The following is a 23182-nucleotide window of genomic DNA, read 5'->3' on the forward strand; positions in this document are numbered from 1 at the left end:
CGGAAGGCCGTATCGTGCGCCCCATGGCACCGGCGCCGACCGCGTCCCGCAGGCCGGGGAGGGCGCGATGAGCGGCCCCGCCCCGACCGGGGCCTTCGCGCGGGTGCCGGCCCGCAGCCTGGCCGGCGCGACCGCGGTGGGCGTCGTCGTGTGGTCCTCGCGCGTCGTCGGGATCCTCACCCTCGCCGGTGGGCTGCTCGCCGGGCCGCGCCGGATGCTCGGCGAGCCGTTCCGGGCCTCGGTGGGCCTGCCCGAGTTCGTCGGGGTCGGCCAGGTGGTCGTCACCGTGGTGGCGGGCGTCGGGATGCTGCTGCTCGCCGCCGGGCTACGGCGGCGCAAACGGCGGGCCTGGGCACTGGCCGTGGTGATCACCGCGGCGCTCACCGCGGTCAACCTCGGGCGGGTGGTCGGCCCGGCGCACGGGCACGCCGCGACGGCGGCCGCGGTCACCGCGCTGCTGCTCGGCCTGCTCGTCCTGACCCGACGGTCCTTCCCGGCCCGCTCCGACCCGGGCGGGGTCACCCGCGCGGGGCAGGTGCTCGTGCAGTTCGCCGTGGCGGGCATGGCCGTGGTGTGGTTGTTCCTCGCGCTCAACCCGCACCGGCTCGCGCCCGACACCACGGCGTCGGACGAGCTGGACCAGGCACTGCTCTCGCTGGTGGGGGTGTCCGGCCCGGTGGCCTTCCCGCCCCACGAGACGTGGCTCGACGACCTCACCGCGACCGTCGGCCTCACCTTCGGTGTGCTGGCCGTGCTCGGCGCCGGGTACTTCCTGCTGCGCTCCCCGGAGCCCGAGTCCCGCCTCGGTCCCGCCGACGAGGAGCGGCTGCGCGCCATGCTCGCCCACCGGTCCGACCCGGACTCGCTCGACTACTTCGCGCTGCGCCGCGACCGCACCGTCGTCTACGCCCCGAGCGGGGGCGCCGCGGTGTCCTACCGCGTGCTCGCCGGGGTGGCGCTGGCCTCCGGCGACCCGCTCGGCGAGCAGGGCGAGTGGAACGCGGCGATCGCGGCCTTCCTCGACCGGGCGGTCGCGCACGCGTGGGTGCCGGCCGTGCTGGCGTGCTCCGAGGAGGGCGCGACGGCCTGGGCCCGGGCCGGGTTCTCCGTGCTGGAGTTCGGCGACGAGGCCGTCCTGGACACGGAGACGTTCACCCTCGAGGGCCGGGCGATGCGGGGCGTGCGGCAGACCGTCGCGCGCGCCGAGCGGGCGGGCTTCACCATCCGGGTCCGACGGCTCCGGGAGATCGACCCGGCCGAGCGCGCCGAGCTCGCCCGGCTGGCCTGCCGCTGGCGCGGCGACGCCGAGGAGCGCGGCTTCTCCATGGCCCTGTCCCGCACGGCCGACGGCGCCGACGGCGACGCGGTCCTGGCGGTCGCGCACCGCGACGGCGTCCCGGCCGCGCTGCTGCAGTTCGTGCCGTGGGGCCGCGACGGGCTCTCCCTCGACCTGATGCGCCGCGACCCGGCGGCCGACGGCGGGCTCACCGAGCAGCTCGTCGTCGACGTCGTGCGGTGGGCCGGCGGGCACGGGATCACCCGGGTCTCGCTCAACTTCGCGGTGTTCCGCGGCGCCCTCGAGCGCGGGCAGCGGCTGGGCGCGGGTCCGGTCGCGCGGCTGTGGGCCCGGATCCTGCACTGGGCCTCGCGGTGGTGGCAGATCGAGAGCCTGTACCGCTTCAACGCCAAGTTCCGCCCGTCCTGGCAGCCGCGCTTCCTGCTCTACCCGGCGGTGCGGGACCTGCCGCGGGTGCTGCTCGCGATGCTCGAGGCGGAGGGGTTCGGCGGCCGCCCACCGGCCCTGCTGCGGATGCTGCACCGCTGACGGGGGACGTGCGCCGATCCGCGGAAGGCGGTAGGCATCGGCCATGGCCACCACGGACCCGCTCGACCTGCTCGACGCGGACGAACGGGCGGGGCTGCCGTCGGCCGCGGCCCGGTTCGTCCATCCCATGCTCGCCACGCTGACCGCCGACCACTTCTCCGACCCCGGCTGGATCTACGAGCGGAAGCTCGACGGGGTGCGGGCGGTGCTCGTCCGCGACGACCGGGGCACCACGATCTGGTCCCGCGCGGAGAAGCCCATGACCGACACCTACCCGGAGATCGCGGAGGCGCTCGGCCGCGGCCCGGCGCTGGTCGCCGACGGGGAGATCGTGGCCTTCGACGGGGCGCAGACCAGCTTCTCGAAGCTCCAGGGCCGGCTCGGGCTGCACGACCCCGACCGGGCCCGCGCCACCGGCGTCGAGGTGTTCGTCTACCTGTTCGACGTCATGGTGGTCGCGGGCCACGACGTCACCGGCCTGCCGCTGCGCACCCGCAAGCGCCTGCTGCGCGCGGCCGTCGACTTCACCGACCCGCTCCGCTTCTCCACCCACCGCAACACCGACGGCGAGGCCTACCTCGCCGAGGCGTGCGCCCGCGGGTGGGAGGGGCTGATCGCCAAGCGCGCCGACGCCCGCTACCGGCCCGGGAAGCGCTCCGACGACTGGCTGAAGTTCAAGTGCGTGCGCGCGCAGGAGTTCGTGGTCGGCGGCTGGACCGACCCGGCGGGCTCGCGGCAGGGATTCGGTGCGCTGCTGGTCGGGGTGTACGACGGCGACGGGCTGCGCTACGCGGGGAAGGTCGGCACCGGCTTCGACGGGCACCTGCTGCACCGGCTGCGGGAACGGTTCGACGGGCTCGCGGCCGACCGCTCGCCCTTCGCCGGGCCCGTGCGGGAGAAGGACACGCACTGGCTGCGGCCCGAGCTGGTGGCGCAGATCGGGTTCACCGAGTGGACCCGCGACGGCCGGTTGCGGCATCCGCGCTACCTCGGGCTGCGCGACGACAAGGAGCCGCGCGAGGTGGTGCGCGAGGAGCCACGGTGAGCCCGGTGAGCGACGCGACGTGAGTCACGCGCCGCCGGACGGGTACCCGGCCCCCATGGCTCCCGAGACGACCGTGGACACCGCCGTGCTCGACGTCGACGGCACGCTCGTCGACACGAACTACCACCACGCCCTGGCCTGGTTCCGCGCGTTCCGGCGGTTCGACGTGACGTTGCCGGTCTGGCGGCTGCACCGGGCCATCGGGATGGGCGGCGACCAGCTCGTCCCCGCCGTCGCCGGGAAGGAGTTCGAGGCCGAGCACGGCGACGCGGTCCGCGGGGCCTGGAAGGAGGAGTTCGACCCGCTGCTGCGCGAGGTGCAGCCCTTCGACGGCGTCCGTGAGCTGCTGACGGCGCTGCGCGACGCCGGGCTCAAGGTCGTGCTGGCCAGCTCCGGGAAGCCCGAGCACGTCGACGCCTACCTCGACCTGTTCGGCGGCCGCGAGCTCGCCGACGCGTGGACCACCAGCGAGGACGTCGAGCAGACCAAGCCCGAGCCCGATCTGATCGGCGTGGCGGTGGAGAAGGTCTCCGGACGCGACGCCCTCGTGGTCGGCGACTCGGTGTGGGACTTCGAGGCGGCCGGCCGGGCCGGGTACGCCGGCTACGCGATCCGCACCGGCGGGTTCTCCGTCGAGGAGCTGCGCGAGGCGGGGGCCCGGGACGTGTTCGAGTCCGTCCCGGAGCTCCGCGACCACCTCGTCAGCGCGCTCGCACGCCGATAGCGGGGTCCTTCGCCTCCCCGTACTCCTCGCGCAGCGCCGGGAGCAGCTCGGTGCGGGCGAACGCGAGGAAGTCGGGCTGCATCTCGCCGCCGACCTCGACCAGCGCGACGTGCGTGAACCCGGCCTCGACGAACGGCCGCACCGCCTCGACGTGGGCCGCCACGTCGGGCCCGCACGCGATCGCCGAGGCCACGTCCTCCTTGCGCACGAACTGGGTGGCCGCGGCGAAGCCCGCGGTGCCGGGCAGCTCGGCGTTGACCTTCCAGCCGCCGGCGAACCAGCGGAACAGCGAGTGGGCGCGCTGCACGGCGGCGTCGGCGTCCGGACCCCAGCTGATCGGCTGCTGGCCGATCTTCGGCATGTCGGCCCCCGAGGCCTGGTCCCAGCCCCGGACCAGGTCGGGCTCAGGCTCGACGGCGACCATCGCGTCGGCGACGGGCGCGTAGCGGTTCACCGACTGGGCGCCGGACACCGCGAGCGCGAGCGGGACGCCGTCCTCCGGACGGTCCCACAGCTTCGCCGAGTCGACCCGGAAGTGCTTCCCCTCGAAGGTCACGTAGCCGCCGTCGAACAACGCCCGGATGATCGTGACCGCCTCGTCGAGCATCTCCTGGCGGACGTCGGCCGTCGGCCAGCCCCGCCCCACGACGTGCTCGTTGAGGTTCTCGCCCGACCCCAGGCCCAGCGTGAATCGGCCGTCGGACAACAGCGCGACCGTCGCCGCCTTCTGCGCGACGACCGCCGGGTGGTACCGCATGATCGGGCAGGTCACGTAGGTCATCAGGCCGACCCGCTCGGTCGCGGTGGCGACGGCGCCGAGCACGCTCCAGGCGTACGGGGCGTGGCCCATCTCGTCGAGCCACGGGAAGTAGTGGTCGCTCATCACCTCGAAGTCGAAGCCGGCCCGCTCGGCGGCGACGGCGTCGGCGACGAGCTCCCGCGGCCCGCGCTGCTCGGTCATCAGGGTGTAGCCGAAGGAGGTCATGCCGGCCGGGTACCCGCCCAGACCCCGACAACCCTGACCCCGACAACCAGCCCTCGACCACCCTGCCCCGGACCACCCTGCCCGGCCACCCTGCTCCGGCGACCCCTGCTCCGGCGACCCCTGCCCCGGCGACCCATCCCGCCAGGCTGCCCCGGGCGATCCGGTCCGACCGGTGGCCCGCGCGGCGGTTCGGTCCACCGGTCCCGGGTAGTCGGTGCGGCAACCCGGACGAGAGGAGCACACGGTGCTCAGCAGCAAGGAACGGGCGGCCCTCGCGGCGATCGGCAGGTTCCTCGAACGGGAGGACCCCCGGCTCGCCCGGCAGCTCACGGCGGACCCGCGGGAGGTTCCCGGGGCCGTCGAGCCGAGCCCGGGCCGGGCCGCGCCCGCGGCCCCGGTCCCCGACGCGGGGCCCGGAGCGGGCGCCCCCGCCCCGGCGGTCGACGGCGGCGCCGGCGGCACCGGCAGCACCGGCGGCGCCGAGGGCACCGGCGAGACCGGTGAGGAGGACGACGAGCCGGAACCGCCCTCCCCCGCCCCCGAGATCGCCGCGATCGCCGTGCTCGCCGTGATGTCCGCGATCGGGCTGCTCGTCGGGCTCGTGGCCGGACGGCCCGTGTACGCCCTGGTCGGTGCGGCGCTCGGGGCCGTCGGCGGGTTCTGGTGCCGCTCCCTGCGCCGCGTCGGGCGCGGCGGCTGAGCCGTCCTCCTCGCCGCCCGCGATACTGATCGCGTGGCCGTGCGCACGCTGGGCGTCGAGGAGGAGTTCCTGCTGGTCGATCCGGACTCGGGCGAGCCACGCGCCGTCGGCGCGACCGTGCTGCGCCGGTCCGGGGAGGCCGAGCTCACCGGCGAGCTGCAGGCCGAGCAGGTGGAGACGGCGACCGACCCGGTCCGCGACCTCGGCGACCTGCTCGGCGAGATCCGCACCCGGCGCGCGGAGGCCGCGAAGGCGGCGCGGGCCGCGGCTGTGGAGGCCGTCCCCCTCGGTACCCCGCCGGTCCCGGCGGACGCCCACGTCTCCCCGGACGCCCGCTACCGCGCAATGGTGGAGCGCTTCGGGCGCATCGGGCGCGAGCAGCTGACCTGCGCCTGTCACGTGCACGTCGCGGTGGAGTCCGACGACGAGGCGGTCGGCGCGCTCGACCGGATCCGGCCCTGGCTCGCGGTGCTGCTCGCGCTGTCGGTCAACTCGCCGTTCTGGGCGGGCACCGACACCGGCTACGCGGGCTTCCGCACCCAGGTCTGGGGGCGCTGGCCCTCCGCGGGCCCGACCGGCCCGTACGGCTCGGCCGTCGCGTACCGCGAGCTCACCGAGGCCCTGCTCGGCACGGACACCCTGCTCGACCAGGGCATGCTCTACTTCGACGCCCGCCTCTCGCACCACCAGCCGACCCTCGAGGTGCGGGTCGCGGACGTCTGCCGCGAGCCCGCCGACGCCGTCCTCGTCGCCGCCCTGACCCGCGCCCTGGTCGAGACGGCGGCCCAGGAGTGGGCCGAGGGCGTGCCGGCCGATCCGGTGCGCACCGAGATCCTGCGGCTGGCCGCCTGGCGGGCGAGCCGGTCGGGGCTGGACTCGGACCTGCTGCACCCGCACACCTGGCGGCCCACCCCGGCGGCCGACGTCGTGCGCGCACTGCTCGACCACGTCGGTCCGGCCCTGCGCGCGGCCGGCGACCACGACACCGTCACCGAGCTGTGGCAGTCCCTGGTCGCCCGCCGCCCCGGCGCCACCCACCAGCGCCGCGCCCTCGAGAAGGGCGGCGACCTCCGCGCCGTCGTGCTCGACGCGCTGGCGGCGCGGGACTGAGGGCGCGGGACCGACTGCGCTGAACCGACTGCGCGGAACCGACTGCGCTGAACCGACTGCGTCGACCGGCGGCGCCGGCCGGAGGGTCGGGGTCAGGAGGCCTTGCGGCGCGAGCCCGAGGAGGACTTCCCGCCCGACTTGCTCCCGCCCGACCTGCTCCCGCTCGACTTGCTCCCGGCCGACTTGCTCCCGGTCGACTTGCTCCCGCCCGATCGACCGCTGGACCCGCCGCCGGACTTCCCGCCCGACCCCGACTTCTTCCCCCGGGCCTCCTCGACGCTGCGCTGCAGGGCCTCCAGCAGCGCCGACATCTCGGTGGGCTCCGGCGGCTCGGACTCGGTGACGATCTCCCGGCCCTGCTTCTTGTCCTCGATCAGCTGGTCGACCCGGTCGCGGTAGGTGTCGCGGTACTGCTCGGGCTTCCACGGCCCGCTCATCGACTCGATCAGCTGCGTGGCCATCCGCAGCTCCTTCTCCCCCGGCTTGGTCCGGCGCGTCGGGACGTTCTCCAGCTCCTTCGACGGATCGCGGACCTCGTCGGCGAAGTGCAGGGTGTGCAGGGCCAGGACGTCGCCGTCGGCACGTACCGCGGCCAGGTACTCCTTGCCGCGCATCACGAACGTGCCGATCGCGGCCTTGTCGCCCTGCATCATGGCCTCGCGGAGCAGGGCGTAGGGCTTGCGGTACTCGTCGCCGGTCGGGGCCAGCCAGTAGGTGCGCTGGTAGTAGACCGGGTCGATGTCGGCGAGGTCGACGAAGTCCGAGATGTCGAGGGTGCGGGAGCGGCCGGGCGCGATCTGGTCCAGCTCCTCCTGCTCGACGACGACGTACTCGCCGTCGCCGACCTCCGCGCCCTTGACGATGTCGCCGTAGTCGACCTCCTCGCCGGTGCGCTCGTTGACCCGCTGGTTGCGGATGCGGTCCGAGGTGCCGCGCTCGAACTGGTGGAAGTGCACGGTGTGGTCGTCCGTGGCGGTGAAGAGCCCCACCGGGATCGACACCAGCCCGAAGGTGATCGAGCCCGTCCAGATCGCGCGTGCCACGCCGCCTCCTTCGTCCCGCCCGGTCGCTCCGGTTCGGCGACCGGGTACCCGCAGCCGCGGCCGGTCACCCGTCGGCGCCGGTCACCCGTCGGGGCCGGTCACCCGTCGGCGCCGGTCAGCCGCTCGTCAGGGCCGGTCGAGGCCGGTCGGTACCGGGTCGGTGTCCGTCAGCGCGAGCCGGCCTCCGGCCCCAGCAGGTTGCCGAGCGGGCCCAGGTCGATGTTCAGGTCGCCCGGCTCCAGCCCGAAGTGCTCGCGCAGCTCGACCATCGCCTCCTCGAGCCGCATCAGCCCCAGGCCGAGCTGCTCGATCTTCTCGTCGGGCAGGTCGCCGGCGTCGACCCGGCGCAGCGCCTGCCGTTCCATCAGCTGGCGCAGCAGCTCGACGATCGTGAGCACCAGCCGGCCGAGGTCGCGCCCGACGGTGTCCGGCTGGGCGTCGATGCGGCGGGGCAGCTCAGGCACGCCGCACCTCCCTGACCTCGACGCCGGTCGGGTCGGCCCCCTCCAGCGCGGCGTCGGGGAGCGCGGTGGGCTCGCGGCCCTCCATCAGCGTGGCCACCGAGCTGATCAACGCGCGGAGCGAGACGTGGACGAGGTCGACGTCGGCCAACGAGATCGTGATGTCGCCGGTCAGCATCACGCCCCCGGCGAGCAGCCGGTCGAGCAGGTCGACCAGGGTGATCTCGTCGTCGGCGTGGAGGGGGAGCTCGCGACCCCGACCATCGGATCGAGCGAGCGTCACGACTCCCCCAGCGTGGCGAAGGAGAAGGGCGGCCAGGGGCCGGTGAGCTCGACCGTCGCCCCCTCCGCCTCCACCGCGGCGAGCGCCGCGCGGAAGTCCTCCTCGGCGGCCGCGTCGACCAGGTACGTCGCGTTGAGCACCATCTCCTGCGCGCGGCCGCTGAGCCGGGCGTCCTGCGGCTTCATCCGGTGCGCCGCCGCCGCGACCCGGGCGAGCGTCTCGTCGATGCGGTCGGCGACGGCGCGGGCGCGCTCGCGGGCCTGGGCTCCGCGGTCCCGATCGGCACGCCGGCGCAGCAGGTAGGCCGTGCCCGGCTTCCCGGACGACGCGGGCTCCTCGGCGGCCGCCTCGGGCTTCGCGTCGACGTAGACCTTGACGCCCCACTCCTGCCGGTCGCGGACCCGCTCGAGCACCCGCCCGAACTCGTCCGCACGCTCGCGCAGCGTCCGGGCGACGGCCTCGTCGTCCCGGTAGAGGGTGGCGAGCCGCAGCGGCGCGGTCGGCTCCTCGGCCGCCGTCTCCACGATCACCGCATGGTGCGCGCGGGCGAGCCGCTCGATGCGGCCCAGGTCCTCCATCGCGCGGGCGAGCGCGGCCTCGTCGAACTCCTCCTCGCGCACCGTGCCGACGACCGCGACGAGCGGGCCCTCGGCGACGAACCGGGGACGCTCGCCGTCGACGCCGGGGCCGGCGGGCGGCCGGTCGGCCCCGCCGAGGCGCACCGCGTACAACCAGACCAGGCTCATTCGCGCTCCCCCCGGGCGCGGGCCGTCCGCGCGCGCGAGGGCTCCGGCTCCGGGGCCGCGCCGTTCTCCAGCTCCGGCGTGCGGGCCGCCTCGAGGTCACCGATCCGCTGCCGCAGCCGGCGGTTCTCCTCGTTCAGGTCCCGCTGGCCGGAGCTGAGGCTCGGGTCGTGCTCCCACCAGTCGATACCCATCTCGCGGGCCTTGTCGACCGAGGCGACGAGCAGCCTGATCTTGATGGTGAGCAGCTCGATGTCGAGCAGGTTCACCCGGATGTCGCCCGCGATCACGATGCCCTTGTCCAGCACGCGCTCGAGGATGTCGGCGAGGTTCGTCGACTCCACGCGGTGTTCCGGCGGTCGCGCAGTGCGTCCGGGTACCGGAAGGCCTCCGCTCGTCATCGTCCTCCTCTGTGCATCTGTCCCCGGCTGTAGCGGCCGGTGCGGCGGTACCCGTAGAGGTCGCCGTCCTCGTCGACCTCCGCCTCGAAGACGGCCAGGATGTCGGCCGAGTCCGGGATCCGGCGGGTCTCGACGACCTCCACACCGATCAGCCAGCCCTCGTCGCGCCGCTCGATCGACACCACCGACTCCAGCTCGCGGCCGGTCAGCGACACGATCTGCTCGGCCGCCCGGCGGGCGGCCTCGGCCGGCAGCACCCGGCCGTTGCGCGCGCCCCCGTCGCGCGTGGCTCCCCCGGACCCGGTCCCCCCGTCCCCCGTCGGCTCCCCGGCCGGTTTCCTCGCCTGCCGCTTCGCGGGCGCGCCGGCCCGCTCGCCGCGCCGGGGAGCAGCGCGGCGAGCGGGGCGCTCCCGCCCGGCGTCGGAGTGTTCGTCCGTCATCCGCCCCCCCGGGTCAGGCGCGACGCACCATCAGCCGCTGGAGCAACTCGTTCTCGCGCTCGGCGGCCTCGGACTCGGACAGCTCGCCGGTGCGGCGGGCCTCGTCGACCCACTCCAGCTCGGAACGGATCCGCGCCGGGTCGTAGTACTGCTGCTCGGCCTGGTCCTGGATCTGCTGCGCCAGCCACAGGACGCCGCGCATCGGTGCCAGCGGCAGCCCCAACAAACCCGACACGATACCCATCCGTGATCACTCCTCCGGGACGAAATCGTACGGGGCGAGCGGCCCGAGCAACCGCAGCTTCAGCCACTCGTGGGTGTCCCCACCGAGCTCCTCCACGGCCGCCTCGAACTCCTCCGCCCCGTCCCGTCGTACCAGGAACGCCGCGTTGACGACGTCCTCGGGCTGGGTCGGCGTGGTGGCCGAGACCGCCTCGGCGAACGGCCCGATGCGGTCCAGGATGTCCTTGGCGTCGACGTCGCGGCGCTCCTCGAGCGCCTTGACGATCAGCTCGCCGAGCTTGACGCGGTCGTAGTAGGCCGCGTCCTCGGGGACCCCGCGGATGCGCTCCTGCAGCTCGCGCACCCCCGAGTCCTCCTCGACGACCTCGCGGAGCAGGACGTCCTGGTCGTAGCGCCCCTTGAGGGTGTACTGGACCGTGCCCTCGAGCTGGTCCAGCGCCCGGACGAACCGGTCGTGGTGCGGCTCGAGGAGCTCCTCGAGCACGCCCTCCTCCTCGATCACGGCCGGGAACCGCATCGGGAGCACCGTCGTGTGCGCGGCCACCGAGTCCACCACGGCCTCGTGGGCCACCAGGTCGTCCCGGGTGCCGAGCGGCCGGTCGAGCGGGACGTCGCCGACGATCGCCGCGACCTTCTCGTGCACCACTGTGGAGACCGTGCCCGACGGACCGAGCCCCACGAGGTCCTCGGGCAGCTCGGCGTCGGAGCGGACCAGTCCATAGACGTACGTCGGGCTCACGCCTCACGCTCCCGGGTCCGCTGCGGCCGCCGGCGGCGCGGCGCCTCCTCCTGCTCCTCCTCGCGGTTGTTGCCGCCCAGGAGCTCCCCGACCTTGTCGACGGCCGCGTCGAGGGCGCCGGCGGTCTTGCCCTTGGCGCCGCCCTCCATCATCCCCTGGGTGAGCTCGGTGAGGTCCTTGCCGCCCTTGCCCTTGCCGTAGAGGTCGAGACGGTTCGTGGCCTCCGCGAAGCGGAGGAAGGTGTCCACGCTCGCCACGACCACGCGCGCGTCGATGGTGAGGATCTCGATCCCCACCAGCGACACCCGCACGAACACGTCGATGACCAGGCCCTTGTCGAGGATCAGCTCGACGACGTCGGCGAGGCCGCTCGAACCGCCCCCGCCGCCGCGGTCGACGTGCCCTCCGCCGCCCGTCTGGGTCGCCACCGTCATCGCTCATCGACTCCTTCCGCCGGCGCCTGCGGGCTGCCGTCGTGCGGTGCGGCGGCGGGCCGGGCGCGGCTCCTCGTCGGGTTCGGTGTCCTCGTCGGTGTCCCGGCCGGTGTCCCGGTCGCGGTCCTCCTCGCCGGCGGTGTCCGCCTCGTCGGACTCCTCGTACTCCTCGTCCGGTTCCTCGTCGGAGTACTCGTCGGCCTCGTCGGCCTCGTCGTAGTCCTCGGGCTCCTCCTCGTCGTACTCGTCGGCCTCGTCGGCGGGGGCCTCCTCGGTCTCGCCCTCGGGGGCCTCCTCCTCGTCGTAGTCCTCGTCGTACTCGGCGGCGGGCTCGCCCTCGTCGCCCTCGTCGCCCTCGTCGCCGTAGTCCTCGGCGTACTCGTCGCGCTCCTCGGGCTCGCCCTCCTCCTCGCGGGCGCGCCGCTCGTCCTCCAGCGCCTCCTCGTGGGTCCGGACGACCTCGCCGTCGCGGATCTCGCCGCGCCAGCCCTCGATCTCGTCCTGGTGCAGCATCGCGGTGGTCATGGCGTGCCGGCGGAAGTGCTTGAACTCCAGCCGCGCCCGGCGGCCCTGCGCGCGCCAGATGTTGCCGGTGCGCTCGAACAGGCCCTGCGGGTGGTACTCGAGCACCAGCAGGATCCGGGTGAGGTTCGGCCCCAGCTCGGTGAAGCTCACCGCGCCGTCGACGTGTCCCTTGACGCCCTTGGACCGCCACATGACGTGCGAGTCGGCGACCTGCTCCATGGTCGTCGCCTCCCACTCGCGGTGGGACAGGAAGATCTGCGCCTTCCAGTGGGTCTTCTCGTCGGCGATCTGGTCGACGCTCTCGACCTTCTTCATGAAGCCCGGGAAGTCGGCGTACTGCGTCCACAGGTTGTACGTGGTCCGCACGGGCAGGCCGACGTCCTGCTCCTCGACGATGTTGATCAGCTTGACCTTCTTGCCGCCGCCGCTGCCGCCGCCTCCGCCCTCGGAGTCGTCGCCACCCCCGCCGAACAGGCCGCCGACCTTCTCCTTGAGCCCGGAGAAGAACCCGCCGCCCTTCTTGCCACCACCGTCGCCGTCCTCGTCAGAGTCGGCGTCGTCGTCGGCGTCGTCGTCGCGCCCGCGGCCCAGCGCTTCACGCAGCCCGGAGCCGCCGTTCTCGGTGACGGTGTCGAGGCGGTCGGTCAGGCTCGTCACCCGATCCGTCGCGGCCTCGGCGGCCCGCTGCACCAGCATCGACAGGAGCTTGGAGCCGGCATCCTTCAACGCATCGGACGGCAGCGCCTCGGCGAGTTTGGAGGTGTCAGGCATCGCTGCTCCTCCGCTTGGCGGCGGCCTTGCCGCGGCCCGAGGCGGCCTTGGCGCCGCCGGCGGCGGCCCGCGCCCCGGTCCGCGCTGTGGCGGTGCCCGCGGCCGCGGTGCGACGACCGGAGCCGGCGGCCCGGGACCCCGTCCCACGCGCCGCGCCCTGCGCCTTGGCGGTGCGCCGGCGCGGCTTCGGCTGCTCCTCGGGCTCCTGCTCGGGTTCCTGGTCCGACTCCTGCTCCGACTCCTGCTCCGACTCCTGCTCCGGCTCCTGCTCGGCGCCCCGGTCGGCCTCGTCGTCGCTCCCGCCGCCGGCGACGTCGCGAGCGCTCTCCACGGCGCTCTCGGTGGCGTCCGCGCTCGCCCCGCCGGCGGACTCCCCGGCGTCCGCGGCGTCCGACGCGGTGTCCTTCGCCTTGCCCTTCGCCTTGCCGGCCTTGTCCTTCGCGCCCGACCCGGCGTCCGCGAGCGACTCGACCTTCTGGCCGACGCGGTCGGTGAGCGCGGCGACCTGGCGCGCCGCCACGGCCATGGCGGCGCCCTTGCCCGCCTCCAGCAGGCGCCCCCGGACCACGTCGGTCAGCGCCGAGAGCTCCGGGGAGCTGTTGAGCAGCTTGGTGCCCTGGGCCAGGAGCTCAGCCGGGCTGCCCGCACGACGCCCCGCGGCCATCCCGCCGAGCATCAGGGCGAGCTTCATCTTCTTGGTGCGTCCCAGGAAGTAGCCGCCGGCTACCCCGAGGGCCACCCGTGCGCCGCATTTCATCGTGCCTCCATGTTGTGGTGGCCGGTTCGCACCCACGCGAAAGGACGGATGTCACCGGACCGCTCGCGCCCGGGCTCCGAACCGGGGTCAGGAGCTTCTACCCGAACGGATCTGGCGCCACACGCCGAGCGCCGACATCGGCCATTTTTGCGCCGTTCGGCCCACCCGCCCGGTCCATTTCCCGGAAATGATCGTGAAACACCTGGGTGACTCGAGTTGGAGCGTCTTCGTGAGCACGTTGGGCCGAACGAGCGACTACCGCCCGGTCGGAGCAGCAGCAGGTCACAGCCCGAGAGCAGGCGTGTGCGCACGGTTCGGGGCGGAGATCTACCGCAGCCGAAAGATTCCGGAGTGGACACTTCCCCCGAGGCCACCGGATCGTCAGGATCCCGCTTTGGCGGCGGCCACGACGATCAGCACGATCAGCGCGACCAGCAGCAACACCACGGTGATCGGCAACAACACGATCGCGAGCACCAGGGCGAGAATGATCGCAACCCGCATTCCCGTGCTCATGGCCCCGACCGCGCCTTTCAGCGCGCCCCAGATCGGGTTCTTCCCGGCCATCCCGGCACGGACGCCGCCCAGCACCGCGCCCATGGCGAGCCCGCCGGAGGTGGTCATCTTCTGGAACATCGCGCCGAGGTCCTCGACATGCTCCAGCACGAGCCCGACGGACTTGCGCAGCAGCGTCCGCAGCAGCTCGCGCAGGCTCTCCTTCAGGTCGGCGACCGCGGCGTTCCGGCGCTCGACGGGGCCGGGGGCTGCCGGTCGGGTCCCGTTGCTCGACCGCGGGGCCCGGTCGTCGATCTCCAGCGCCGTCATGGGCAGCATGTCGTCCTCCCCGCCTGGCGCCGCCCGGGGCGTGCGGCACTCCCGCGCCGTCTACCCCGAATCGGACCCGCGCCACTCGCCCCGCGGGGCACCCGGTGCCGAATCCGCCCGTCCGTCGCAGCGGAGCCGACGAGCGGGCGGCTGGATGTTCCCCCGACCGGCCCAGCGACGCCGGGGGTACAGCCGGTTCGCGCGCTGCGCGGACCACGACGGCTTCTCCCGGGGCTGGGCCGACACGGTGCTGCCGCAGCTGTGCTGAGCCTTCGGCCCACCCCGGGACAAGGGCCGGTCGGCCTGTCCTCCGGGCGGTGCGGCGTGCTTGGCTGACGCACCTGTGGGCCGCAAGGTGGGGGTGCGTCATGACGGGAGCAGGGGGACGGTACGGGCGCCGGAGGGTCGGCGCCGCGGCAGCGGTGGCGGGCGCGGTCGCGCTGCTGCTCGGCCTGCCGGGTGTTGCGGCCGCGGCGCCGCCGGCAACGGGGACCACCGGACCGGCAACGACCGCGAGCACCGCCGGCTACCAGCGGGTCACCGGGTCCAACTGGTCCGGCTGGGCGGCGGTCGGGACCGGCTTCAGCAGGGTGTCCGCGGCGTGGTCGGCGCCGGCCGTGCGCTGTGGTGCGCCCACCCAGATCGCCGGGCAGTGGGTGGGCCTGGGCGGCGTCGTGACCGGGACCGTGCAGCAGACCGGGCTCGAGATCACCTGCGCCTCCGGGAAGCCGGTCTACCGCGCCTGGTACGAGGCGGCGCCGCAGGCGCCGGTCTACCACCCCGACGCGGTCGCCGCGGGCGACCGGATGACCGCGAGCGTGCAGCGGACCGCGACGGGCTACAGCTACACCGTCGCCGACACGACGCAGGGCTGGACGCGGACCGCGCACACGGCCCTCCTCCAGGACGACCACTCGTCGGCCGAGGTCGTCCTCGAGTCGCCCACGGGTGCGTTCCCCTCGTTCGGCAGCCTCACGGTCTCCGGCGCCACCGTGGACGGCAAGTCGCTGGCCTCCTACAACCCGGTGGGCTTCGAGTCCGGCACGAGCGGCGTGCAGCAGACCCGGACCGGGCCGGTGCAGGGCGGCAGCTTCACGGTCACCTACCTGCACCAGTAGGCCCTCACCGCCGCCGGCGCAGCTGCGTCTCGTCGAGGTCGAGCTCCTGGCTGATCGCCACCATCGTCGGGCGGCTGATCTCCCCCCGGGCCTGCATCCGGCGCAACGTCTCGCGCTCGACCTCCACCAGGCGCAGCCGCAGCGCGCTCACGTCGGCGCCGGTGTCGGAGACCGCGCCCCCGTCCCCGGACGGGCCGGACCGGGCGGGATCCGCCGCGTCGTCGCCGTGGCGGTGCGCGTGCCGGGTCGCCTCCAGCTGGTCCCGGAGGTGGTCGCGCCGCAGCTCCAGGATCTGGCGCAGCTCCTCCACCCCGGCCGGCGGGGGCTCGTCGCGCTCGGCGACCTCGTCGAGCTCGCGCAGTGCGGCGTCGACCGCCGCCCGGCGGGCCCGGACGCCCTCGGTGCGCTCCCGCTCGTCGGGCCGCAGCCGCAGCACCCGCAACAGCCAGGGCAGGGGGACGGTCTGCCCGACCAGGGTCGCCAGGACCACCACGACGGTGAGGAACAGCAGCAGGTCCCGGCGCGGGAACGGCGCCCCGTTCGCGGCCGTGAGCGGGATCGACAGCGCCACCGCCAGCGACACGGCGCCGCGGGGGCCGCACCAGCCGAGCACCACCCGTTCCTGCCAGGGCATCTGCGCGGCCAGCTCCTCCCGAACCGGCAGCAGGGCCCCCAGCGGGGCCACCAGCATCACCCACGCCAGCCGGACGAGGATCGCGGCCGCGACGACCGCCGCCGCCGCGACCGCGAGGCCGGACCACGGGTAGGCCCCGACCTCACGCACCACGGCCGGCACCTGGATCCCCAGCAGCACGAACAGCACCGCGACGAGCAGCGAGTTCAACACGGTCCAGAAGGTCTCGGAATGCAGCCGGACCGTCGGCTCGACCAGCCCGCGGCCACGGACCCCGAGCCAGACGGCAGCGGTGACCGTCGCGAGCACGCCGGAGGAGTGCAGCTCCTGTGCCGGCACGAACGCCAGGTACGGCGTGACCAGGGAGAGGATCACGTGGCTCGCCGTGTCCCGGACGAACCGGCGCAGCGTCGCACTGATGATCCCCACGACGAGCCCGAACCCGATGCCCCCGCCGACCTCGATCAGCAGCTGGAGGCCGACCTGCCCTACCGAGGTCGTGGCGCCGACCGCGGCGATCGCGACGGCGAACAGGGTGAGCGCGACGCCGTCGTTGACCAGCCCCTCGGACTCCAGCACGGTGACCAGCCGGCGCGGCGCCCCCAGCCGTTGCAGCACCGAGCCCGCGGCCACGGGGTCGGGCGGCGCGACGGCGGCGCCGAACGCGATCGCGGCCGCCCAGCCGACGTCGGGGAAGACCAGCAGGAGCGATCCGCCCACGGCGGCGGCCGTCGCCACGACGAGCCCGACGGACTGTCCGACGACGGGGACCAGGTTGTTCGCGGTCTCCCGCGGGTCGCTGAAGAAGGCGGCGTAGTAGATCAGGGGCGGCAGGAACACCAGCAGCACCAGGTCCGGCGAGAGCCGGACCTCGCCCATGCCGGGGAGGAACGCCGCCGCGACCCCGAGCAGCACGTAGACGGCGGCCTCGGGCAGCCCCGTCCGCCGGCTGACGAGGCGGCCCAGCACCACCCCCGCCGCCAGCACGAGGACCACGAGCAGGACCTGGGTCGGCACGCAGCGAGCGGTACCCGGCCGGCGGCCCGGGCATGCCGGGAGCCCGGGCGGAGGAGCGGACGCCGGGTCGTAGGCTGCCCGGGTGCCGATGACCGCGAAGTACGCCACCACCTGCGGCGTCTGCTCGAGTCCTGTCCGCCCCGGCGAGGAGATCGCGAAGTCGGGGAAGGCCTGGGCGCACTCGGCGTGCGCCACTGCCGCCACGACCAGCGGTGAGACGAGCGCCGGCACGCTCACCGCCCGGCCCACGCGGTCGGCCCCGCGCCCGGACATGCCCGCCGCCGAGGGCGCCCTCGAGGTGTGGACGGACGGCGCATGCTCCGGCAACCCGGGCCCCGGCGGCTGGGCCTGGGCCACCCGGGACGGCCGGCAGGACAGCGGCGGCGAGGCGGGCACCACCAACCAGCGCATGGAGATCCGGGCGGCGCTGGAGGCGGTCCGGACCCTGGACGGCCCGCTGGTGGTGGTCAGCGACTCGACCTACGTCGTCAACTGCTTCCGGGACGGCTGGTGGAAGGGCTGGCTCGCCCGCGGCTGGACGACGAGCGCGCGCAAGCCGGTCGTCAGCCGCGACCTGTGGGAGCCGCTGATCACGCTGGTCAACGAGCGCGGCGACGTGTCCTTCCGGTGGGTGAAGGGCCACTCCGGGGACGAGATGAACGACCTCGTCGACGCGCTCGCCGTGGAGCAGTCGCGCCTGGTCGCCTGACCGTCACCCGGCGGGGCGGCGCCGGCCGCCGTGCCGGAACCAGAGGGCGGCGCCCATCCCGGTGACCAGCACGGCGAACAACATCATCACCCCGGACAGCAGCGCCATCCCGGCGAGCAGGCCCAGCACGCCGAGCGCGACGAGGACGAGCGCCACCGCCCTCCGGGCGCGCGCGGGGGCCCTCCCCTCCGCGAGACGGTCGGCGAACCGCGGGTCCTCCATCCGGATCGCCGCCTCGATGTCCTGTAGCCGGCGCCGGTCCTCGTCGCTGAGCATGGCTCCCCCTCGCTCCTGCCGGAGAGCACACTCCTCCGCGCCTGCCCGGTCAACCGTCCTTCCGTGTCAACCCTTCAGGGGCCCTCGGCCGTCAGTCCTTCAGGGGGTCGTGTCCCCAGTTCATCAGCGAGTACCGCCACTTCGTCTCGGTGACGTCGCCCTTCGGCTTCTGCGCCAGGTGCCGGTGCACGTAGCCGACCACGGTGCGCATGTGCTTCTCGTCGTCGGAGGAGAGGTCGGCCTTCTTGCTGCGCAGGATGTCCACGATCCTGCGCCCGGACGCGTGGCCGACGGACTCGCCGCCGTCGTGCTGGCCCGCGTCCTCGGACTCTTCGGTCGCCAGCCACTTCTCGAGCTCGGCGGCGGTCATGTTGACCGCCTCGCCGAACTCCCGGTGGACGTCCTCGTCGCCCTTCGCGCTCACGTCACCGCGGTCCCGGGCTTGAACAGGACCTTCACCGCCCCGTCGCGCTTCTCCTGGAACATCTTGTAGGCGTCGGGTGCGGACTCGAGCGGCACGTGGTGTGTCGCGAAGTCCTCGGTGCCCAGCGGGTCGTCGTCGGTGAGCAGCGGCAGCAGGTCCGGCACCCAGCGGTGGACGTTCGCCTGGCCCATCCGCAGCTGGATCTGCTTGTCGAACATCTGCAGCATCGGCATCGGGTCGGCCATGCCGCCGTAGACGCCGGACAGCGAGATCGTGCCGCCGCGGCGCACGAGCTCGATCGCCATCTGCAGGGCCGCCAGCCGGTCCACGCCGGCGGTCTTCATGAACGGCGCGGCCAGTGCGTCGGGCAGGTAGCCGGCGAGCTGGTGGGCGATCTTGCCGAACGGCGAACCGTGCGCCTCCATCCCCACCGCGTCGATCACCGCGTCGGCGCCGCGGCCGCCGGTGAGGGCGCGGACCGCGTCGACGACGTCCTTGCCGGCCTCGCGCAGGTCGATGGCGGTCACACCGCGGTTCTGCGCCCGGGCGAGCCGCTCGGGCACCAGGTCGATGCCGATGACCGTCTCGACCCCGCGGTGCTTGGCGATCCGGGCGCACATGTCGCCGATCGGGCCCAGCCCGAGGACGACGAGGCTGCCGTCGCGGGGCGGGTCGGCGTAGGCCACGGCCTGCCAGGCCGTGGGCAGGACGTCGGAGAGGTAGACGAAGCGGTCGTCCGGCGGGCCCTCCGGCACCTTGATCGGCAGCTTGTCGCCGAACGGCACGCGCAGGAACTCCGCCTGCCCGCCCGGCACCTGGCCGTAGAGCTTCGTGTAGCCGAACAGCGAGGCGCCCATGCCCTGCTCGCGGTTCTGAGTGGTCTCGCACTGCGAGTGCAGCCCGCGCTCGCACATCCAGCAGGTCCCGCAGGAGACGTTGAACGGCACCACGACGCGGTCGCCGACGTCGAGCGAGGTCACGCCCGGGCCCTTCTCCGCGACGATGCCCATCGGCTCGTGGCCGAGGATGTCGCCCTGGCCGAGGAACGGCCCCAGCACCTCGTACAGGTGCAGGTCGGACCCGCACAGCCCGGTCGAGGTGATCTGCACGATCACGTCGTCGGGATCCTTGATCGACGGGTCCGGATGGGTGTCCACGCGGACGTCGCGCTTGCCGTGCCAGGTGAGTGCGCGCACGACGGCTCCTTCCTGCCCTGCGTGAGGGCCTCAGGCGGGGTACTGGTGCTCGTTCAGCAGCCGGGCCAGGTGCGCCGCGTTCGCGGCGAGGGTGGCGGTCGTGGCCACCACCGGCTCGGGGGTGTCGTCGAGGTCCTTGTAGTCGTTGCCGGACATCGCCTCGCCGTTCCAGTAGACGGACCCCTGCGCCGGCACCGTGAACCCGGTGTCGTTGAGCGCCTGGAACAGGTCGGCGGCGATCTTGTGGGCGCCGTCCTCGTTGCCGACGACGGCGGCCACCGCGACCTTGCCGACCATCAGCGGCCGGCCCTCGTCGTCCGTCTCGGAGATCTCGGCGTCGAGGCGCTCCAGCACGCGCTGGGCGATGCTGCTCGGGTGCCCGACCCAGGTCGGGGTGGCGAACACGAGGATGTCGGAGTCGAGGATCCGCGACCGCAGCGCCGGCCACTCGTCGCCGTCGCCCATGTCGGGCTGCACGCCGGGGCGCACGTCGTGGTCGATCACGCGGATCGAGTCGCCCACGACGTCGTGCTGCTTGAGGGCGGCGAGCACCTCGTCGATCATCGTCTGGGTGCTCGACCCCGTCGGCGACGGGTTCAGCGTGCAGTTCAGGGCCAGTGCGGTGAGCATGCCAGGCCTCCCGTTCGCCGGACGACGGTCGCGAGGTGCGATACCCGGCCGCGGGTGCGGCAAACGACGGCCCGACCGGGCGGCGCGCCACGTCCGGGGGTTACGCCGACCGGTACGGGCGTGCCAGCATGGGTGCTTCTCGGAGTCGCGGCGTTCAACCACGCAGCGCGCGATCTCCTCCTACGGGGAGGCGCACCGCCGATGCAGGACAGGGCCATGGTCGAGATCGAGCTCGAGGACCGCCCGGAGCCGGGCTACCTCGTCGCGCACCTCAGCGGCGAGGTCGATCTCGCGAGCCTCGGGTGCTTCCGCACCGACCTGCAGCGACTCGCCGAGGTGGACCGCACCGTGGTCGTCCTGGTGCTCGACGGCCTGCAGCACCTGTGCGCCGGCGGGGTGCGCGAGTTGCTGCGGCTGCGCGACGACCTCGAGCCCCGGGGCGGCGGGCTGCACCTGGTCTGCGACGAGCACCGGCCGGCCCACATGATCCTGCGGGCCCTGGGGATCCCGGCGAGCGAAACCGTTCCGGCGGCGCCCACGCCCCTCTACGCCGAGTCGCGGGGTCGTCCGCTGAGCTGAGCCGGTCGCGATCGACGCCCCGGTCGGGCCGCTCGGGCGCTCGCCGAGATGCGCCGGTCGGGGTCGGCCCCGATCGGGCTGCACGGCCGCCCGCTGAAATGCGCGGATCTGAAATGCGCGGATCGCAATTGGTGCCCCGGGCGCGTCGCACACGCCCGCTGAACTGCGCCGATCGCAAGCGATGCCCCGGTCGCGTCTCAGACGCCCGCTGAACTGCACCGGTCGCGGTCTGCCCCGGTCGGGCCGCACGGCCGCGCGCCGAGCTCATCGGGGCCGATCCCTCGGTCGGGCCGCCCGCCGAGCTCAGTCGGTCGCGGTCGATCCCCCGCCGGTTGGGGCGCCCGGCCGCCGGGAAGGCGGGGAGCATGTGCCTGCTCCCGGCCCCGTCGTGCCGCCCAGCGCGGTGCTCCCGATGACCCCACCGCGGTGCCTGACCGAACCGCGGTGCCCCCGATGACGTTGCCATCGCCGTGCCTCGCCGGCCGCTGGTCCACGGGCGTCGCCCTGGCCCTGCTCGGCCTGGCCCCCTTCGTGCTGCTCTCGACCGCGCCGTTCCTGTTCACCGCGGTACAGGCGCACGAGCTCGGCACCGACCGCGCCGGGCTGCAGCTCGGCCAGGGGCTGGCCAACGCCTCCTACGCGTTCAGCGTGGTGGTCGCCGCCGACCTCGTCCGCCGCATCGACCCCCGCCGGATCTACCTCGGCTGCACCCTGCTCATCGCGGCCGGGGCCGGCGTGGCGGCGCTCGCCGGGTCGAACGGTGCACTGATCGCGGGTCGCGTGCTGCTGGGGCTGGGCAGCGGGATGCTGCTCGTGGTGGCGCTGCCGCCGGCCGTGACCGGACACGGGCCGCGGCGGGTCCCGCTCACCGTCGCGCTCATCAATCTGGGGCTCTTCGGCGGATCGGTGCTCGGCACGTCGCTCGGCGGGTTCGCCGCCGCGCCCGGGGCGTGGCGTTGGGTGTTCGCCGGGGCCGCCGCGATCGGAATCGCCGGGTTCGTGGTGGGGATGCTCGGCTTCGAGCGCGGCGAGGCCGAGGCGCCCCGGATGGGGTTCGACCCGTCCGGGATCCCGCTCGCCGCGGCCGCGACCTTCCTGCCGTTCGTGGGGGTGAGCATGCTCGTCGGGAGCCCGCCCACCTCCCCCGGCTTCGTGGTGCCGACGGCCGTCGGGCTCGCCGCCCTCCTCCTGCTCGTGGTGCGCGAGTACCGCAAGGAGCACCCGCTGATGCCGGCCCGGCTGATCGCCCACACGCTGCCGATCACCGGCGTCGGCGCGGCGATGATCACCGGGGCCGGGTTCACCGCCTTCACCGAGCTGGCCGTCCTGCGGCTCCAGCAGGTCGAGGGGCACTCCCCGGTCGTCGTCGGCGCGACGCTGGCGACCGAGGTGGCGGGGATGGTGCTGGCGATCCTGCTGATCGTGCGGGTGCTGCCGACCCGCTGGCCGCCCGTGCTGGTGCTCGGCGGCCTGGTCACCGTGTGTGCGGCGGGAGGTGTGCTGCTGAGCGGCGGCGGGCTCCCGACCGCCGCCGTGGCGGGGTTCCTGCTCGGGCTGGGCGCCGGCACCGGCGTCGGACCTGGCCTGTTCCTCGGCGCGCTCAGCGTGCCCGCACCCCGGCTCGGACCGGCCTTCGCGCTCGTCCAGCTGCTGCGCTCGGAGGCGGCGTTCCTCGCGGCGCCGGTGGTGATGAAGCTGGCCATGTCCGACGGCCCCGGTGCGATCGACCGCACGATCCTGATCGGCGTGGCGGTCACCGGCGTCGGCGCGGTCGTGCTGACCGCCGTGCTGCTCCTCGGCGGCTCCGGGCCGCAGACGCCCGACCTGCGGCGCTGGACGGAGGGCGAGGGCACCGCGTTCCACTCCCCGCCGGTCGCGGCGGTGCTGCGGGAGTGACGGGGCTGCGGGAGTGACGGGGCTGCGGGAGTGACCGGGCTACGGGAGTGACCGGGCTACGGGAGTGACGGGGCTACGGGAGTGACGGGCCGGAGCTGCAGGCGTGACGACCTGCTACGGGCGGTGTGTGGGCGTGCCGGCGCGGCGGGCGGCGTGTGGCGCCGGTGTCATCGGGTACGCCGGACCCGGACCGCCGCGACAGGACGAGGGAGGCCCTTCCGTGCAGGACCCCGGCCGTGAGGACCGCGAGGACCGCGACACCCGCACCGACAGCCGCACCGCGACCGCGGAGGACGACGACCGCGCGCGCGAGGAGCGGGTCGACGAGCTGGCCGAGCAGATGAACGTGGCGAACAACTGCTCGCCGCCCCGCCCGGGCGACCCGGAGTACTGATCCCCGGCATGGACGTGCCGGTCGTCCCCGAGGTCGTCGTGGTCGGCCAGCTGGCCCGGGACCTGGTCCTGGTCGTCGACGCCCTGCCGGAGCCCGGCACTCCGCTCGAGGACGGCGGCGACGGCGACGGCAGCGACGAGCACGGCGGGGAGGGCGGCGACAGTGGGAACGGCGAGCCCCGCGGGAACGCCGAGCCTTCCGGGACCGGCGAGCACGGCGGGACCGGCGAGCACGGCGGGACCGGCGAGCACGGCG

The 23182-nt window shown here is 74.4% G+C and carries 28 protein-coding genes and 1 pseudogene; 11 read left to right on the forward strand and 18 right to left on the reverse strand.

Annotation, left to right across the window (positions count from 1 at the left end; all coding sequences use genetic code 11):
* The first annotated feature begins 67 nt into the window (after nt 1–67).
* Genes LWC33_RS16700 through LWC33_RS16710 form a run of 3 tightly spaced genes read left to right on the forward strand, consistent with a single transcriptional unit; the run spans nt 68 to nt 3594 of the window.
* Entirely contained in the window at nt 68–1825 is a 1758-nt protein-coding gene (locus LWC33_RS16700; protein ID WP_233305308.1) for a phosphatidylglycerol lysyltransferase domain-containing protein, read from the forward strand.
* Nucleotides 1826–1868: 43 nt separating this feature from the next.
* A complete protein-coding gene (ligD, locus tag LWC33_RS16705) occupies nt 1869–2870 on the forward strand; it encodes a non-homologous end-joining DNA ligase (protein WP_372476617.1) in 1002 nt (333 codons plus the stop codon).
* A 55-nt stretch (nt 2871–2925) separates the two neighbouring features.
* Complete coding sequence (locus LWC33_RS16710; RefSeq protein ID WP_233305309.1) at nt 2926–3594, forward strand: HAD family hydrolase; 669 nt, start codon at nt 2926–2928, stop codon at nt 3592–3594.
* On the opposite strand, the gene LWC33_RS16715 is transcribed toward LWC33_RS16710, so the two are convergent.
* Nucleotides 3572–4579 carry a TIGR03557 family F420-dependent LLM class oxidoreductase gene (locus LWC33_RS16715; protein ID WP_233305310.1) on the reverse strand — a complete coding sequence of 336 codons (1008 nt, stop codon included), beginning with the start codon at nt 4577–4579 and terminating at the stop codon, nt 3572–3574. The two genes, LWC33_RS16710 and LWC33_RS16715, sit on opposite strands and share 23 nt — an antisense overlap.
* Before the next feature lie 244 nt (nt 4580–4823).
* Here LWC33_RS16715 and LWC33_RS16720 point away from each other — a divergent pair, with 244 nt between their 5' ends.
* Entirely contained in the window at nt 4824–5279 is a 456-nt protein-coding gene (locus LWC33_RS16720; protein WP_233305311.1) for a DUF3040 domain-containing protein, read from the forward strand.
* Nucleotides 5280–5312: 33 nt separating this feature from the next.
* The gene (locus LWC33_RS16725; RefSeq protein WP_233305312.1) at nt 5313–6389 is read left to right on the forward strand and encodes a glutamate--cysteine ligase; all 1077 of its coding nucleotides are present in this window, start codon (nt 5313–5315) and stop codon (nt 6387–6389) included.
* Nucleotides 6390–6481: 92 nt separating this feature from the next.
* On the opposite strand, the gene ku is transcribed toward LWC33_RS16725, so the two are convergent.
* The 12 genes from ku to LWC33_RS16785 form a co-directional block, all read right to left on the reverse strand.
* Nucleotides 6482–7432, reverse strand: a complete 951-nt coding sequence (ku, locus tag LWC33_RS16730) for a non-homologous end joining protein Ku (protein ID WP_233305313.1) — start codon at nt 7430–7432, stop codon at nt 6482–6484.
* Between the two features lie 167 nt (nt 7433–7599).
* The gene (locus tag LWC33_RS16735) at nt 7600–7896 is read right to left on the reverse strand and encodes a gas vesicle protein K (RefSeq protein ID WP_233305314.1); all 297 of its coding nucleotides are present in this window, start codon (nt 7894–7896) and stop codon (nt 7600–7602) included.
* Entirely contained in the window at nt 7889–8176 is a 288-nt protein-coding gene (locus tag LWC33_RS16740) for a gas vesicle protein (protein ID WP_233305315.1), read from the reverse strand. Before LWC33_RS16740 ends, LWC33_RS16735 begins: the two co-directional genes overlap by 8 nt.
* Entirely contained in the window at nt 8173–8922 is a 750-nt protein-coding gene (locus LWC33_RS16745) for a GvpL/GvpF family gas vesicle protein (protein ID WP_233305316.1), read from the reverse strand. Before LWC33_RS16745 ends, LWC33_RS16740 begins: the two co-directional genes overlap by 4 nt.
* Nucleotides 8919–9320 carry a gas vesicle protein gene (locus LWC33_RS16750; protein ID WP_233305317.1) on the reverse strand — a complete coding sequence of 134 codons (402 nt, stop codon included), beginning with the start codon at nt 9318–9320 and terminating at the stop codon, nt 8919–8921. Before LWC33_RS16750 ends, LWC33_RS16745 begins: the two co-directional genes overlap by 4 nt.
* Nucleotides 9317–9760: a gas vesicle protein GvpO gene (gene gvpO / locus LWC33_RS16755; protein ID WP_233305318.1), complete on the reverse strand. Its 444-nt coding sequence runs from the start codon at nt 9758–9760 to the stop codon at nt 9317–9319. The genes LWC33_RS16750 and gvpO overlap by 4 nt, the downstream gene beginning before the upstream one ends.
* Before the next feature lie 13 nt (nt 9761–9773).
* The gene (locus tag LWC33_RS16760) at nt 9774–10004 is read right to left on the reverse strand and encodes a gas vesicle protein GvpG (RefSeq protein ID WP_233305319.1); all 231 of its coding nucleotides are present in this window, start codon (nt 10002–10004) and stop codon (nt 9774–9776) included.
* Between the two features lie 6 nt (nt 10005–10010).
* Complete coding sequence (locus tag LWC33_RS16765; protein WP_233305320.1) at nt 10011–10742, reverse strand: GvpL/GvpF family gas vesicle protein; 732 nt, start codon at nt 10740–10742, stop codon at nt 10011–10013.
* Entirely contained in the window at nt 10739–11176 is a 438-nt protein-coding gene (gene gvpJ, locus LWC33_RS16770) for a gas vesicle protein GvpJ (protein ID WP_233305321.1), read from the reverse strand. Before gvpJ ends, LWC33_RS16765 begins: the two co-directional genes overlap by 4 nt.
* 3 nt (nt 11177–11179) lie before the next feature.
* The gene (locus tag LWC33_RS16775; RefSeq protein ID WP_233305322.1) at nt 11180–12472 is read right to left on the reverse strand and encodes an SRPBCC family protein; all 1293 of its coding nucleotides are present in this window, start codon (nt 12470–12472) and stop codon (nt 11180–11182) included.
* On the reverse strand, nt 12465–13229 hold the full coding sequence (locus LWC33_RS16780) for a hypothetical protein (protein WP_233305323.1): 765 nt from the start codon (nt 13227–13229) through the stop codon (nt 12465–12467). The genes LWC33_RS16775 and LWC33_RS16780 overlap by 8 nt, the downstream gene beginning before the upstream one ends.
* A 381-nt stretch (nt 13230–13610) precedes the next feature.
* Entirely contained in the window at nt 13611–14063 is a 453-nt protein-coding gene (locus LWC33_RS16785; protein ID WP_233305324.1) for a hypothetical protein, read from the reverse strand.
* A 359-nt stretch (nt 14064–14422) separates the two neighbouring features.
* Between LWC33_RS16785 and LWC33_RS16790 the strand changes: the two genes are divergently transcribed.
* Entirely contained in the window at nt 14423–15172 is a 750-nt protein-coding gene (locus tag LWC33_RS16790) for a G1 family glutamic endopeptidase (RefSeq protein WP_233305325.1), read from the forward strand.
* Nucleotides 15173–15176: 4 nt separating this feature from the next.
* Here LWC33_RS16790 and LWC33_RS16795 read toward each other — a convergent pair whose 3' ends face one another.
* A complete protein-coding gene (locus LWC33_RS16795) occupies nt 15177–16823 on the reverse strand; it encodes a cation:proton antiporter (protein WP_233305326.1) in 1647 nt (548 codons plus the stop codon).
* Between the two features lie 88 nt (nt 16824–16911).
* Between LWC33_RS16795 and LWC33_RS16800 the strand changes: the two genes are divergently transcribed.
* Nucleotides 16912–17532, forward strand: a complete 621-nt coding sequence (locus tag LWC33_RS16800; RefSeq protein WP_233305343.1) for a ribonuclease H family protein — start codon at nt 16912–16914, stop codon at nt 17530–17532.
* Between the two features lie 3 nt (nt 17533–17535).
* Here the strand turns inward: LWC33_RS16800 and LWC33_RS16805 are convergent, their stop codons facing one another.
* From LWC33_RS16805 to LWC33_RS16820, 4 genes are all read right to left on the reverse strand, one after another.
* Nucleotides 17536–17808 carry a DUF3040 domain-containing protein gene (locus LWC33_RS16805; RefSeq protein ID WP_233305327.1) on the reverse strand — a complete coding sequence of 91 codons (273 nt, stop codon included), beginning with the start codon at nt 17806–17808 and terminating at the stop codon, nt 17536–17538.
* A gap of 91 nt (nt 17809–17899) precedes the next feature.
* A complete protein-coding gene (locus LWC33_RS16810; RefSeq protein ID WP_233305328.1) occupies nt 17900–18232 on the reverse strand; it encodes a DUF3140 domain-containing protein in 333 nt (110 codons plus the stop codon).
* A complete protein-coding gene (locus tag LWC33_RS16815) occupies nt 18229–19428 on the reverse strand; it encodes an alcohol dehydrogenase catalytic domain-containing protein (protein ID WP_233305329.1) in 1200 nt (399 codons plus the stop codon). The genes LWC33_RS16810 and LWC33_RS16815 overlap by 4 nt, the downstream gene beginning before the upstream one ends.
* A gap of 30 nt (nt 19429–19458) precedes the next feature.
* Nucleotides 19459–20058, reverse strand: coding sequence for a flavodoxin family protein (locus LWC33_RS16820; protein WP_233305330.1), 600 nt, complete (start codon nt 20056–20058; stop codon nt 19459–19461).
* 216 nt (nt 20059–20274) lie between these two features.
* Between LWC33_RS16820 and LWC33_RS16825 the strand changes: the two genes are divergently transcribed.
* From LWC33_RS16825 to LWC33_RS16840, 4 genes and pseudogenes are all read left to right on the forward strand, one after another.
* A complete protein-coding gene (locus LWC33_RS16825; RefSeq protein WP_233305331.1) occupies nt 20275–20637 on the forward strand; it encodes an STAS domain-containing protein in 363 nt (120 codons plus the stop codon).
* Nucleotides 20638–21090: 453 nt separating this feature from the next.
* Nucleotides 21091–22533 (forward strand): MFS transporter, encoded by a 1443-nt coding sequence (locus tag LWC33_RS16830; protein ID WP_233305332.1) that lies wholly within the window; start codon nt 21091–21093, stop codon nt 22531–22533.
* A gap of 220 nt (nt 22534–22753) precedes the next feature.
* A complete protein-coding gene (locus LWC33_RS16835; protein ID WP_233305333.1) occupies nt 22754–22927 on the forward strand; it encodes a hypothetical protein in 174 nt (57 codons plus the stop codon).
* 8 nt (nt 22928–22935) lie between these two features.
* Nucleotides 22936–23182, forward strand: a pseudogene (locus LWC33_RS16840) (hypothetical protein); the annotation flags it as partial.

It is taken from the genome of Pseudonocardia terrae, from assembly GCF_021343995.1.
GTDB classification, from domain to species: Bacteria; Actinomycetota; Actinomycetes; order Mycobacteriales; family Pseudonocardiaceae; genus Pseudonocardia; species Pseudonocardia terrae.